Raw genomic sequence first — 14,095 nt, 5'->3', positions numbered from 1 at the left:
GGATCGCACCCGATCCGGACGTGACCGCAACGGAGCAAAGCCCGTGTACCTGAACGACATCCGCGACAGCGCCGATTTCCTCCGCACCACCGCGCCGCAGGGCGTGGTGCGCCAGCGGACGCTGGCCGTGCCGATGCGGTGCAGCGGCGTCGGCCTTCACAGTGGTGCGCCGGTGGAAATGGTGCTGCGCCCGGCCGCCGCCGATACCGGCATCGTCTTTCGCCGCACCGATATGGGCGGCGTGGTGGTGCCTGCCCGCCACGACACGATCGTGAACACCCGGTTGTGCAGCATGCTGGGCGTGCCCGCCACCGGCGACCGGCCGGCGGCGACGGTATCGACCGTGGAGCATCTGATGGCGGCGCTGGCCGCCATGGGCATCGACAATCTGATCATCGACATCGACGGTCCGGAAGTGCCGGTGATGGACGGCAGCTCGCGCCCCTTCATCCAGGTCATCGAGCGGGCCGGCATGATCGAGCAGCCGGCTGCCCGGCGCTTCATCGAAGTGCTGAAGCCGGTGGAGCTGGTGCAGGGCAATTCGGTGGTGCGTCTGCTGCCGGCCGATCGCTGGACCCTGGACGTCACCATCGATTTCGCCAACCCGGTGATCGGGCGCGAGCGGATCGTGATCGACCTCACCGCCCGGGGCTTCTCGTCGGAGCTGGCGGCGGCCCGCACCTTCGGCTTCGCCCACGAGGTGGAGCAGATGCGCGCAGCCGGTCTCGGCCGCGGCGGCTCGCTCGACAATGCGGTGGTGGTCGAAGGCGATCGGGTGCTGAACCCTGAAGGCCTGCGCTACGCCGACGAATTCGTGCGCCACAAGGCGCTGGACGCCGTGGGCGACCTCTACCTTGCCGGTGCGCCTCTGCTGGCGCGGTTCGAAGGCATGGCCCCGGGCCATGGCGTGAACAATGCCCTGCTGCATGCGCTTTTTGCCGACCCGACCGCCTGGCGCTACACCAGCTGCCATGAGGTCGATACGGCACGGGCGGTCGAGGCCGCCTGAACCGGCCGCCGCGGCGTCAGCCGGAAACGATCAAAGGCCCGCATCGTGAGATACGATGCGGGCCTTTGATGTATCGTCGGATGGCGAACCGGCGCTCAATGCGGCCGGTCGTCATCCATAAGATCGGTCATGTCCAGGTCGTCCGAGCGTTCGCCCCGCTGACCATTGCCTTCGGCCAGGGCCTTGATCAGACGGATGATGGCCGTCCGCAAGGTCTGGTCGGTGATGTCGGTGAAATACCGGACGAGTTCGATGGTCGAGCGGTTCTTGCCGCCATGCTCTTTCGGCGCATCCGGATCGATGCTGTCGGCAATCTCTTCCAGACCGTCGAAAAAGAAGGCGACCGGTACGCCAAGTTTGGTCGAGATTTCGTAAAGGCGGCCCGCACTCACACGATTGAGCCCGGTTTCGTATTTCTGCACCTGCTGGTACGAAATATCGAGAGCTGCCGCCAGGTGTTCCTGGGTCATGCCAAGCAGCGTCCGCCGCAGCCGGATCCGCTCCCCGACGAAATTGTCGACACGTCTAGCCAGTTCCCCCATAGCGCAGGCGTCTCTATGCATGTTTTTGTTGCTCATATTTGCGGTCCCATGGACAACTTTGTCAAACAGAACTTCGAGTAATCATTCTTGGTGGGCTAAGAGACATAGCGGGCACCAAAACAATCGTTTATGGCATTTTCGCTAGAAACTGCCGTAAACTGATAACACCCTCGGTTGCCCATCAAATGACAGGGCTTATGGCATCTGGCTTCTTTTGTGACGATTTGCAAAACGCAATAGTGTAATTATTGGATCGTCGTCGGGTTTATGGGAATATATCGACACGAATTAAGGATTTTGTAGAATGAACTCAGAAATCCTTGGCGTGGTGAAGAAATGGTAAATATCGGATGTTGGGCCATTTCTCGGGATGTGAGCATGGCGTTTCTTGAGTCAGCTGCCGACGGACTTCAAATGCCGCGCCGCGGCCGTATCCGGAGCGCAGGGGACAGGGTTCAAGACTTGAAACCAGGGTGCCGCACCGTACGGGACGGCCTGCGGCAACGGGGTGTACATCGCGCGAAGCCATTGACGTTGTGCATGTTGCACCATCGCTGTACGGCGGTCGTTGGCTGGATCGTTCCCGTCCACGGATCGGGTTGCCGGGTCTTTCCAAAGGGAATGCAAGTGTTCCGGCCTCGAAATGAGGGGATCTCATCACATATCCTGGGTGGCCGCGGGCGCTGGCCTTGCATGGCCGCGGGCGCTTGGCCTTACAGGGCCGCGGGCGCTGGCACGGATATGCGGAGAGGGCGCCACGCCTCTGTTCGTGCGGATCAGGAATGATATAGTAGCGGCCGCCCGGCCAGGGCCGGCAGAGACGTGACATGACACCGAGCAGCATGACGGGGAACGGATGGCGAAGGCAGTCGCAACGGAACGGGCGATCGCGATGCGGACGGCGACAGCCGTGACCCGGGTCCACAGGATCCTGCGGGCCGGCATTCTGGCGGCGTGCGTGGCGGCACTTGCTGCATGCTCGAGCGATGACGACGACCGTCCCGCCTATGTCGAGCGGCCGGTGGAGCAGATCTACGCCCAAGCGGCGAGCGAACTCGATCAGGGCGAGTACCGTAAGGCGGCGCAGAGCTTTGACGAGGTCGAACGCCAGCACCCCTATTCGACCTGGGCCACCGAGGCGCAGCTGATGGCGGCCTATTCCTATTATCAGGCCAATCAGTACGAGGATGCGATCGCCACCGCGCAGCGCTTCATCGACCTGCATCCCGGCAATCCCAATGTCGCCTATGCCTATTATCTGGTCGGGCTCTGCCATTATGAGCGGATCTCGGATGTCGGCCGCGACCAGGAGATGACCCGCAAGTCGCTGGAGGCCTTCCAGGAGGTGGTACGCCGCTTCCCCGACAGCGCCTATGCCCGCGACGCGCGGCTGAAGATCGACCTTGCCCGCGACCATCTGGCCGGCAAGGAGATGGAGATCGGCCGCTACTATCTGACCCGCGGCATGTACATCGCCGCGATCAACCGCTTCCGCACGGTGATCGAGCGCTATCAGACCACCACCCATGTGCCGGAGGCTCTGCACCGCCTGGTGGAGGCCTATCTGTCGCTCGGCATCGAGCGCGAGGCCCAGACCGCTGCCGCGGTGCTGGGCTACAACTATCCGGGCAGCGACTGGTACGAAGACAGCTATGCCCTGCTCACCGGCCGCAATCTTCAGCCGTTGGAAGACAAGGGGTCGTGGATCAGCCGCGCCTTCAACTCGGTCTTCTGATCCCGCGATCGCCCGCAACCCCGCTTCGCCACCCACCCGACCCCCCGTTCCCTTCGCAATCGTCACGGAAGACCGGATGCTCGCCAGTCTCTCGATCCGCGACGTGGTTCTGATCGACCGGCTCGATCTCGACCTCGGCCCCGGCCTTGCCGTCCTCACCGGCGAGACCGGTGCCGGCAAGTCGATCCTGCTCGATGCGCTGGGGCTCGCGCTGGGGGCGCGGGGCGACAGCGGGCTGGTGCGCGCCGGTGCCGCCCAGGCCTCGGTCACCGCCGTGTTCGAGGTGGCGGAGGATCATCCGGCGCTGACCATGCTGGCAGAGCAGGAGATACCGGCGGCGCTGCCGCTGATCCTGCGCCGCACCGTCACCCCCGATGGCCGCAGCCGCGCCTGGGTGAACGACCGGGCGGTCGGCGTGGGTCTGCTGCGCCAGCTGGGCGAGGTTCTGGTCGAAATCCACGGCCAGCACGACCAGCACGGCCTGCTGGACCCGCGCACCCATCGCGAGGTGCTGGACCAGTTCGGCGGCCACGAGGCGCTGAAGGCCGAGGTGGCGCGCCGCTTCCGCGAGATGCAGGCCGCCGACACCGCCCGCGACCGCGCCGAGGCCGAGGCCGAGGCCGTGCGGCGCGAAGAGGATCATCTCCGCACCAGCCTCGCCGATCTCGACAAGCTGAAGCCGCAGCCGGGGGAGGAGGAGGATCTGGTCCACCGCCGCCAGCGGTTGCAGAATGCCGACCGGATGGTGGCGGCGTTGAACGCGGCGCTGGATGCGCTGAACGGCGAGCCGACGCTCGAGGTGCGGCTGCTGGATGCCGATCGCGCCCTGCAGCGCCTGCCCGATGCCGAAACCGACGAGCGGGTCCGCCAGCTGCGGGCCGGGCTGGAACGGGCCTCGATCGAGATCGGCGAAGGGGTGGCCGGGGTCGAGCGGCTGCTTGCCGACCTCGATCTGGGCGAGGACAGCCTGGAAGTGGTGGAGGACCGGCTCTATGCCCTGCGGGCCGCCGCCCGCCGCCATCAGGTGACGACCGAAGACCTGCCCGAGCTTGCCCGCAAGCTGCGCGCCCGGCTGGAGCTGATCGACGGCGGCGGCACGGTCGCGGCGAAACTGACCGCCGCCGCCGCCGAGGCGCGCCGGGTTTATCGCGAGGTGGCAGAAGATCTGAGCCGGGCGCGCAAGGCGGCGGCCGATGACCTGATCAAGGCGATCGCCGTCGAACTCGGGCCGCTGCGCATGGGCCGGGTCGAGATCGCGGTCGCCTTCGATCCGCTGCCGGAAGACGCCTGGGGGCCGGAGGGCATCGAGCGCTGCCAGTTCATGGTCCGCACCAATCCGGGTGCGCCGGCCGGCCCGCTCGCCAGGGTGGCATCCGGCGGCGAGCTGTCGCGGCTGATGCTGGCGCTGAAGGTGGTTCTGGCCCGTACCGCCAGCGCCGGCACCCTGGTCTTCGACGAGGTCGACAGCGGCATCGGCGGTGCCGTCGCCGATGCGGTGGGCGAACGGCTGCAGCGCCTGGGCGGCCATGCCCAGGTCCTGGTCGTCACCCACAACCCCCAGGTCGCAGCACGTGGTGACTTGCATCTGCGGGTCGCAAAGCGGGTTGAGGGTGAGACCACGCTCACCGAGGTGCGGGCCCTGACCGCGGCCGAGCGGCGCGAAGAGGTCGCCCGCATGCTGTCCGGCGCCGAACTCACCGCCGAGGCACGGGCCGCTGCCGACCGGCTGATGAGCCTGGCCGTGCGCAGTTGAGCGGCTCTGCCGCCGGGCTTGCCCCCGGCGCCGGCTCGTCGTACATCTCGCGCCCCATCCTTCGATACCGCGTCTTGAGGGAGCCTTCCGGCCATGACCGACCGCAACGAGACCGTGATGCAGCCCACGCTCGAAGAGGCGCGTCAGAGCCACAGGGCCCTGGTCCAGCGCATTCGCTATCATGACCGGCGCTATTACAAAGAGGACGCGCCCGAGATCAGCGATGCCGATTACGACCGGCTGCGCGCCGATCTGATCCGGCTGGAGACGCTTTACCCGGAACTCCAGACGGCGGACAGCCCCACCCGGACGGTGGGCGCGGCCCCGGCCGAGGGCTTCGCCAAGGTCCGCCACGCCCGTCCGATGCTCTCGCTCGCCAATGCCTTTGAGGACGAGGATGTGGTCGAGTTCCTGGCCCGGGCGCGCAAGGGTCTGAACCTCAAGGAAGACGACGAGCTTGCGGTGGTGGCGGAGCCCAAGATCGACGGGCTTTCGGCCAGTCTGCGCTACGAGAACCGCCGGCTGGTGGTGGCTGCGACCCGCGGTGACGGCACCGAGGGCGAGGACGTCACCCGCAATATGCTGACCATCGACGATGTGCCCGACACCCTGCCGGACGACGCCCCCGATCTGGTCGAAGTGCGCGGCGAGGTCTATATGGGCAAGGCCGATTTCGCGACTCTGAACGAGCGCCGGGCCGAGGCGGGCGAGGCGCTGTTCGCCAATCCGCGCAATGCCGCCGCTGGATCGCTGCGTCAGCTGGACCCCGAGATCACCCGCAAGCGGCCGCTCAAATTCTTCGCCTATGCCTGGGGCGAGGTTTCGGCACCGCTGGCGCCGACCCAGTGGGCGGCGCTCGACCGGCTGGAGAGCTTCGGCTTCACCGTCAATCCGCTGCGCCGGCTGTGCCGGGGGGCGGACGAGCTGCTGGCACGCTATCGCGAGATCGGTGACGGCCGCCACGCGCTCGATTACGACATCGACGGCGTGGTCTACAAGATCGACCGGCTGGACTGGCAGGCGCTGCTGGGCCAGGTGGCGCGGGCGCCGCGCTGGGCGATCGCCCATAAATTTCCGGCGGAACAGGCGAAGACCCGCCTGCTCGGCATCGAGATCCAGGTCGGCCGCACGGGGGCGCTCACCCCGGTCGCGCATCTGGAGCCGGTGACGGTGGGTGGTGTGGTCGTCTCGCGCGCAACCCTGCACAACGAGGACGAGATCGCGCGCAAGGACATCCGGATCGGCGATCTGGTGGTGGTGCAGCGCGCCGGCGACGTCATCCCGCAGGTGGTCGAGGTGGTGGTGGCCGAACGGCCGAACGACACCCGGCCCTTCGAGGCGCCGGCGGTCTGCCCGGCCTGCGGCTCGCATGCGGTGCGCGAGCCGGGAGAGGCGGTGCGGCGCTGCACCGGCGGGCTGATCTGCCCGGCCCAGGCGGTGGAGCGGCTGAAGCACTTCGTCTCCCGCGATGCCACCGATATCGAAGGGCTGGGCCGCAAGGAGGTCGAAGCCTTCTTCGAGGACGGGCTGATCCGCAGCCCGGTCGACATCTACACCCTGCCGCGGCGCCAGGAAACCGGCGAGATCGACCTCACGAAGCGGGCCGGCTGGGGCCGCAAATCGGTCGACAACCTGCTGGCGGCGATCGAGGCACGGCGGCGGCTGCCGCTCGACCGCTTCATCTTCGCCCTGGGCATCCGCCATGTCGGCCAGAACACGGCGAAGCTGCTGGCGCGCAACTACCGCACTTTCGAGGCCTGGCGCGCCGGGCTCGAAGCCGCCGCCGATCCGGAAAGCCCGGCGCGGGCGGATCTGGATGCGATTGCAGGCATCGGCCCGGTGGTTGCCGAGGCGCTGACCGATTTCATGGCCGAGGCGCATAACCGCGAGGTGCTGGAGGCCCTGATCGCCGAGGTGGAGGTGATCGAGGCCGACATCCCGGCGCAGGTCTCGGGCAGCCTGTCGGGCAAGACCCTGGTCTTCACCGGCAAGCTTGAGAAGCTGACCCGCGATTCCGCCAAGCGCCGGGCCGAGCAGCATGGCGCCACCGTGGCAAGCTCGGTCTCGTCAGCCACCGGCATCCTGGTTGCCGGCGCGGCGGCGGGTTCCAAGCTCGCCAAGGCGCGCGAGAAGGGCATCGAGGTCTGGACCGAGGACGAGTTCCTCGAAGCGACCGGCGGCGCGGCGGAGAATGGCGAAGGCTGACGGGGCCGCCGGAAACGGGCATACTCCTGCGGATCAAACGTTCGTTTCAAGGGTCCGCAGGAAGAGACCCGCAGCAAGGTAGCCTGATCCCATGTCCGCAGACACCGCCGCCACCCCGCCCGTGACCGACCTCCATTTCGAGGATTTCGCCGCCGGGCAGGTCTTCCGCACGCCCGCGCGCAGCGTCACCGAAGACGAGATCATCGCCTTCGCCAGCCAGTTCGACAACCAGCCCTTCCATGTCGATCGCGAAGCGGCTGCCGCCAGCATCTATGGCGGGATCATCGCCAGCGGCTTCCATACCCTCGCGCTCGGCTTCAGGCTGGTGCTGGAGGCGCAGATCGTCTCGACCGCGTCGATGGGCTCGCCCGGCCTCGACGAGGTCCGCTGGCTGAAGCCGATGCGTCCCGGCGATACCATCCGTCTGGAGCTGGAGGTGACGGAGGTCATCCCCAGCCGGTCGAAGCCGGACCGCGGTATCGTCAAACTGCTCTACAAGACCTACAACCAGAATGACGAGGTGATCTGCACCATGCGCAGCATGTGGATGCTCCGTCGGCGGGTGGTGGTGGCATGAGTGCGACCGGAGATGCCGAAGCTCACGACATCGCCGGCCTCGACGGGCTGGCGCAGCTGCAGGCCTATATCGATGGCGGCCGCTCGCTGTCGCCGATCGCCGAGACGCTGGGCTTCCGCCTGGCGCGGATCGAACGCGGCGAGGCGGAAATCGTGGCCGAGCCGGGCCCGCATGTGCTGAACGGCATGGGCGTCGCCCATGGCGGCTATATGGCGACCCTGCTGGACGCCGCGGTCGCCTGCGCCATCCACAGCCTGATGCCGGCGGGGGTGGGCTCTACCACCGTAGAGCTGAAGGTCAACATGGTGCGGGCCCTGCCGGTGACCATCAGCCCGGTGCGCGCCATCGGCCGCGCCATCCATACCGGCCGCATGCTGGGAACGGCGGAAGGTCGGCTGATCGGCCCCGACGGCACGCTTTACGCCCATGCGACAACCACCTGCGCCGTGCTGCACCCGCGCAACTGAACCGGCCGGCGCCATTACATACCTGCATCCGGGGGACGGACCCGCCCGCCATCATGCGCGGCCGGAGCCGTCCCCCGGAATTTTTCGACGGCCTGCACACGTCCATCATCCGGATCGGGCCCAAGTCGAAGATTTCGAATCATGGGTAGATTATTGTTCATCTATTTCGTGCATTGCGATAGATCACAACCACAGGTATATTTTGAACCGAGTTTGAGTCCCCAGGGCAGCCAGCCGTCCTTCCCGGATGCGTGCCCGTCCGCAGACCCGACCCGATGCTCTAAAAATCAATAATTCGATGAGGACGCCATGGATCACGCTACCCAGGTGCATCTGATCGATCGCGTGTTCGATATGATCGATCGTCGCACCACGGAAATGGACCCGGCCGAGTATCACAATCCGGTCAGCCGCTATATCGATCCCGAGCGCTACAAGCGCGAGGTCGAGATCATCTTCCGCCGCAACCCGATCATCGTCGCCCATGGCAGCGAGTTGCCCAAGCCGGGCGACTACAAGACCATGGACGTGACCGGGGTGCCGATCCTGCTGGTCCGCACCCAGGACGGTTCGGTCAACGCCTTTGTGAACGCCTGCCGCCACCGCGGGACCAAGCTGGTCTGGGAGGAATGCGGCAGCCACAAGCGCAGCTTCGTCTGCCCCTATCATGCCTGGACCTACGGTACCGACGGCAAGCTGGTCGGCGTGCCCGCGGCGGAAGGCTTCCCGAACATGAAGCGCGAGGAGATGGGCCTGCGCCGGCTGCATTGCGCCGAGCGCTATGGCTTCGTCTTCGTCCAGGTGGACCCGACCGCGCCCAAGGTGGATGTCGATGCCTGGCTGGGGCCGATGGCGCATGAGCTTGAGCATATCGGCACCGCCGATTACGTCGTCTGGCGGCCTGCCCAGCTGGAGAAGAAGACCAACTGGAAGCTGGCGCTGGATACGTTCCTTGAGAACTATCACACCCGCCGCACCCACACGAAGACCATCTGGCCGGTCTTCCTGGACAACACCGCCGCCTTCGACCGGCTGTCGCCGCATGCCCGGGTGGTGCTGCCCAAGCGCTCGATCCCCGAGATCCGCGACCAGGATCGCGAGACCTGGAACCTGCGCGACCATTCCACCGTGCTCTACACCATCTTCCCCAATCTGATGCTGGCGGTGCTGCCCGATCATTGCGCCATCTTCCAGGTCTGGCCCGACGGCATCGACAATTGCAAGCTGCCGGCCTACACGCTGGTGCCGCCGAAATATCTGGAAAGCGCCACCGCCCAGGACATCTGGTCGAAGAGCATGCATGTCGTCTTCGAGGTGACCGAAGAGGACAGCGACCGCTCCGAGGCCATCCAGGCGGCGCTCAATTCCGGTGCCAACGACCATTTCGTCTTCGGCCGTTACGAACAGGCTCTCGCCTGGTTCCACCAGGAGGTGGAGGCGATGCTGAACGGTCAGGCCGATTGGGTCCGCTACGCCGAAGCGGCCGAGTGATCCCGGATCCCGTGATCCCGGACCCTGTGATCCCCGGGTCCTGAGCCGGCGCGGCGACACCGCACTGATATGACGACCAGATCTTCTGAGGGCGCGTGGCCACCACGCGCCTGCCCGGGAAGCTGCGTGCGTCCGCCCGGCTCTCAATCTGCGACCCCCGCCGATCCGCGAAACGACGACGACGAAGGGGCTGCCTCGGATGAAGACCGACGAAAATCGCACTGTGACGCGCGAGCGCATGCAACGCCTGGAGGCGTTGCTCGACGGCGAGGACGAGCTTCGCGACCGCCTGCAGGCGGTGCTGCGCTTCTCCCGCAAGATCCGCGTCAGCGAATATCACCTCACCAATGCCTGCAACATCCGTTGCAAGGGCTGCTGGTTCTTCGAATACGGCCACGACACCGCCACGCGGGAGGCCAAGGATGCCGAGGCGCTGGAAGCCTTTCTGATCAAGGAGACCAAGGAACGGCGGGTGAATGCCGCCCTGGTGATCGGCGGCGAGCCGACGCTCTTTCCCGATCGGCTGCGGCTCTATGTCAAGCACATGCCCTATGTGACGATCTCGTCCAACGGGCTGCGCCGGCTGCCGATGGAGGGGTTCGAGAATGTCGCGATCGGCCTGACCCTGTTCGGCGGCGGGCCGATGGACGATCAGCTGCGCGGCATCAAGCCCAGCGGCCGCACCTTCAGCGGCCTGTTCGAGACTGCGCTCGGCAATTATCGCGACGACCCGCGCGCGGGCTTCATCTATGCGCTGACCGAGACCGGCATCGAGCATATCGAAGACACGGTGGTCCGGATCCGCGACAACGGTAACCGGGTCAACTTCAACTTCTACAGCGCCTATGACGCCGAGGATCCGACGGCGCTTGCCCGGCAGGAAGAGCTGCTGGAAGAGGCACTTCGGGTGCGGGCGAAATATCCCGAGACCGTGGTCAGCACGCCCTACTACATCCGCACCATGATCACCGGCCGCAGCCATTTCGGCCGCTTCGGCTATGACGTCTGCCCGTCGCTGTCGCAGGATCATGCCGGCCATGCCGACCGGCTGGTCAACGGCAACCCGGTGCTGCCCTTCTTCAACACCTGGGCGGCGGACCTGAAGACGGTGAAGTTCTGCTGCACCTCGGGCCATTGCAACGGCTGCCGCGACAGCCAGGCGGTGATCTCGTGGATGGTGGTCAGCATGGACCGCTTCCTCACCGACAAGGTGATGCTCGAGACCTGGGTCGAGATGGCCGAGAGCTACTGGAAGCAGTTCATCTGGGGTCCGTTCCACTGGACCAAGGATGCCGGCCGCCGTCAGGCGGTGATGGACCCGATCGGCGACGGCCATGCCGCGCAGGTCTCGGTCGATCTGGCCCATGGCGAAACCCTGCCCAACCCGCTTCTGGCCGCCGTTGCCGGCCGCGAGGCGGCAGAGGCGGGCGAGATCCGGGTCCGGGCGCCTGAGGTGGTGGCGTGACCGTGCTGCCGGCCGATGCACCGGAAACCGACGCCGCGGCCGGGATCGCCCTGGCTGCGGCCCGGCTTTCGGCCGAGCCGGTGGCGCTGCACAACGCGATCCGGGTCGAGGCCGACGGCCCCGATGCGGCGATCGCGACCATCACCCGCCTTCAGCCCTTTCACAAGGGCGGCGCCGAACGTGCGCTGATCAATGGCGGCATCCTTCAGGCGCTGATGGAACGCGCCATGCGGGCCGCTGCCGCCGCCGTTCTGGGCGATGCCCCCTCGCGCCTGGTCTCGCTGGATCAGCGCTGGCTGGGCCCCGTCCTGCCCCGGGGGGTGATCGCCCGTGCCGAAATCGAGGGCCAGGCCGGCACCGGCACGGTCCTGCTTGCCGCCACCATTTCCGACGCCCGCGGCGGCCCCCGCGTCCGCGCTGCGGGCGTCGTCACCGCCGTCAACCAGCCACCGACATCCCTCAGCCCCCCTCTTTGAACCGACCTCCAGGTCGGTTCAAGCCGCCATTGAGGCGGCGGCCAAGGGCGCGGCAGCGCCCGCCCGGCGAGGGACCACGGAATCACCACCACCACCAATTCCCTTCGGAACCGACCCCCGGGTCGGTCCAAGCCGCCACTGAGGCGGCGGCCAAGGGCGCGGCAGCGCCCGCCCGGCGAGGGACCACCAAAAAGGAACGCTCAAGATGACCGAACAGACCGCTCATGCTGCCGCCGGGGAGCGGCTGCTCGTGCCGGATGCCAAGGCCTTCCGCGAGATGCCGGACGAGTACCAGGAGCTGGTGATCCATCAGCTGCGCGCCCATACCGAGGGCGAGCTGACCGGTGCCGACGACTACATCCAGATCTTCTATCCGATGGCGCCGACCGCCTTCGAGCGCAAGGTGTGCTGCGAGCGTGCCGCCGAGGAGATGGATCACTACATCCGCGGCAAGGCGGTGCTGGACGATATCGGCATCGACACCGCCTATATGCTGCAGCAGCATCTGGATCAGCGCGAATTCTACCGCACCGAGGGTGTGCGCCGGATCGAGAACTGGCTGGGCCGCGGCATGTTCTCGTTCATCGGCGAAGCCGCCGTGCTGGCGCAGATCCACGAGATGTCGAAAAGCTCGTACAAGCCGATCGCCGACATGTGCACCAGCGTCATCATCGACGAGCACAACCACGTCGCCCAGGGCTACCGGATCGTCTGGGAATACTGCCAGACGGAAGAGGGGCTGAAGGATGCCCAGGCGATGCTGGAAAAGGCCTGGCCGATCACGCTCGACCTCTTCGGCAGCTCGGAAAGCAAGCGCTCGCCGCTTTATGTGAAGTGGGGCCTGCGCCAGTACACCAATGAAGAAGCCCGCCGGCGCTTCATCGCCCAGATCACCCCGCGGGTCGAGGTGCTGGGGCTGAAGGTGCCGGAGGCCGAGGCGAATCGGAAGTTCCTCTGATCGTCGGCGGTTTCCGACGGGGCGCGCGGCTGCCGGCCGATGGCCGGATCATGTCGTGCGCTCCTTGATTGACGTATACGTCAATCATTCTATCCTTAAGACAAGAACAAGAGGCGCGATCCGCGCCCGATGCCATCCGGCCGTATCAGCCCAGGTCCGCATCAGTCAGGGGACGAGACATCCATGCCCGAGACCACCAGCGTCAGCCGGAGCGGTGCCTTCCGAGCGGTCGGACCGGCCGGCTTTCTCGATCAGATCCGGGTGCCGCGCTATGCCGAGCGCACCGATCTGTTCGATGAGATCATCGCCGAGACCCATCGCCATTTCTGGGACCCGCTCGACACCGCCTATATCCGCTTCGACGAGCCGTTCGACATGGCGACCGAGACGGTCATGCCGGCCTCGATCGTGCCCGAACTGAACAGCGCTGTCGCCGACCGGCTGACCGCCGAACAGCGGGTCTGGTTCGCCAATGAAAGCGCGCGCTGGTGGCTGTCGAGCGTGTTGCATGGCGAGCAGGGGGCGCTGTCGCTGTCGGCCAGCCTCTGCCATATGCTCGCCGATCCGGGGGTGGTGGAATATGCCGCCAATCAGGCGCGCGAGGAAGCCCGCCATGTCACCGCCTTCAGCCGCTATATCCACACCCGCTGGGGTGCGCCGATGCCGGCCTCCGACGTGCTGGGCGGGCTGCTGAAGGAACTGGTCGACCTGACCGACGTGCCGCGCAAGATCGTCGGCATGCAGCTTCTGGTCGAAGGCCTCGCCATGGGCATTTTCGCCAGCCTGCATTCCAAGAGCCAGGACCCGGTGCTGCGCCGGCTGACCCAGCTGGTGATGACCGACGAGGCCTTCCACCATCGCGCCGGCAAGCTCTGGGGCCGCGATGCCCTGCCGATGATGGACGAAAAGGCGCGCAACGGCGTCGAGGACTGGGCGGCGCAGTGCTTTCAGATTCTGATGTTCAACATGCTCCATCCCAGCCAGAAGCAGGCGCTCTATGCGCCGCTGGGGCTTGATTGGGAATGGGTGCGGGATGCCATGAAGGAGAGCTATACCTCCGACGTCCGTCGCGCCGAGATGTCCGAGAGCACCAATGTCTTCCGGGTGCTGGTCAAGACCCTGCTGCATGCGGGCATCATCACCGACCGGACCCGGCCGCTCTATGCCCAGTGGGTCGATCTGGGCGCGCTGGCGGGGGAGGGCGAGGGCACGGTGGGCGATGCCATCGCCGCCGAGGGCCTGGAATTCCTGGCCGGCGTGAACGCCGCGCGCCGCAGCCGCCACGACACCGCAGCCTGAGCACATCCAGACGAATGAGAGGGGCTGATCCGTCGGGTCAGCCCTTATTCACGACGACAATTATTTAATCATTTGACTAAATCATCTGATCAATCAAACTGAGTTGGACCCCATCTGC

12 protein-coding genes are annotated in these 14,095 nt (G+C 66.4%); 11 read left to right on the top strand and 1 reads right to left on the bottom strand.

Features of this window, described 5'->3' with window-relative positions:
- Positions 1–43: 43 nt before the first annotated feature.
- On the top strand, positions 44–1,009 hold the full coding sequence (gene lpxC / locus TMO_RS24960) for a UDP-3-O-acyl-N-acetylglucosamine deacetylase (protein WP_014747833.1): 966 nt from the start codon (positions 44–46) through the stop codon (positions 1,007–1,009).
- Positions 1,010–1,104: 95 nt separating this feature from the next.
- Here lpxC and TMO_RS24955 read toward each other — a convergent pair whose 3' ends face one another.
- Positions 1,105–1,587 (bottom strand): helix-turn-helix domain-containing protein, encoded by a 483-nt coding sequence (locus TMO_RS24955; RefSeq protein WP_145978423.1) that lies wholly within the window; start codon positions 1,585–1,587, stop codon positions 1,105–1,107.
- A gap of 820 nt (positions 1,588–2,407) precedes the next feature.
- On the opposite strand from TMO_RS24955, the gene TMO_RS24950 reads away from it, so the two are divergent.
- The 10 genes from TMO_RS24950 (at position 2,408) to TMO_RS24905 (ending at position 13,977) form a co-directional block, all read left to right on the top strand.
- On the top strand, positions 2,408–3,286 hold the full coding sequence (locus TMO_RS24950) for an outer membrane protein assembly factor BamD (RefSeq protein WP_014747831.1): 879 nt from the start codon (positions 2,408–2,410) through the stop codon (positions 3,284–3,286).
- A gap of 76 nt (positions 3,287–3,362) precedes the next feature.
- The gene (recN, locus tag TMO_RS24945) at positions 3,363–5,039 is read left to right on the top strand and encodes a DNA repair protein RecN (RefSeq protein ID WP_014747830.1); all 1,677 of its coding nucleotides are present in this window, start codon (positions 3,363–3,365) and stop codon (positions 5,037–5,039) included.
- Between the two features lie 93 nt (positions 5,040–5,132).
- Positions 5,133–7,244, top strand: coding sequence for an NAD-dependent DNA ligase LigA (ligA, locus tag TMO_RS24940; RefSeq protein ID WP_014747829.1), 2,112 nt, complete (start codon positions 5,133–5,135; stop codon positions 7,242–7,244).
- A 91-nt stretch (positions 7,245–7,335) separates the two neighbouring features.
- Positions 7,336–7,821 carry a MaoC family dehydratase gene (locus TMO_RS24935; protein WP_014747828.1) on the top strand — a complete coding sequence of 162 codons (486 nt, stop codon included), beginning with the start codon at positions 7,336–7,338 and terminating at the stop codon, positions 7,819–7,821.
- Positions 7,818–8,288 carry a PaaI family thioesterase gene (locus TMO_RS24930; protein WP_014747827.1) on the top strand — a complete coding sequence of 157 codons (471 nt, stop codon included), beginning with the start codon at positions 7,818–7,820 and terminating at the stop codon, positions 8,286–8,288. Before TMO_RS24935 ends, TMO_RS24930 begins: the two co-directional genes overlap by 4 nt.
- Before the next feature lie 309 nt (positions 8,289–8,597).
- Positions 8,598–9,779, top strand: coding sequence for an aromatic ring-hydroxylating oxygenase subunit alpha (locus TMO_RS24925; protein WP_014747826.1), 1,182 nt, complete (start codon positions 8,598–8,600; stop codon positions 9,777–9,779).
- Positions 9,780–9,978: 199 nt separating this feature from the next.
- On the top strand, positions 9,979–11,244 hold the full coding sequence (locus TMO_RS24920) for a radical SAM protein (protein ID WP_014747825.1): 1,266 nt from the start codon (positions 9,979–9,981) through the stop codon (positions 11,242–11,244).
- Positions 11,241–11,720 (top strand): hypothetical protein, encoded by a 480-nt coding sequence (locus TMO_RS24915; protein WP_014747824.1) that lies wholly within the window; start codon positions 11,241–11,243, stop codon positions 11,718–11,720. Before TMO_RS24920 ends, TMO_RS24915 begins: the two co-directional genes overlap by 4 nt.
- Before the next feature lie 205 nt (positions 11,721–11,925).
- Positions 11,926–12,678, top strand: a complete 753-nt coding sequence (locus TMO_RS24910; RefSeq protein ID WP_014747823.1) for a Phenylacetic acid catabolic protein — start codon at positions 11,926–11,928, stop codon at positions 12,676–12,678.
- A gap of 183 nt (positions 12,679–12,861) precedes the next feature.
- Positions 12,862–13,977 carry a ferritin-like domain-containing protein gene (locus TMO_RS24905; RefSeq protein WP_014747822.1) on the top strand — a complete coding sequence of 372 codons (1,116 nt, stop codon included), beginning with the start codon at positions 12,862–12,864 and terminating at the stop codon, positions 13,975–13,977.
- The last annotated feature ends 118 nt before the right edge of the window (positions 13,978–14,095 follow it).

The sequence above is a fragment of the Tistrella mobilis KA081020-065 genome (assembly GCF_000264455.2).
Taxonomy (GTDB): Bacteria; Pseudomonadota; Alphaproteobacteria; order Tistrellales; family Tistrellaceae; genus Tistrella; species Tistrella mobilis.
Note: the sequence above shows the minus strand (reverse complement) of the source record. Positions and strands in the feature narration are given on the sequence as shown.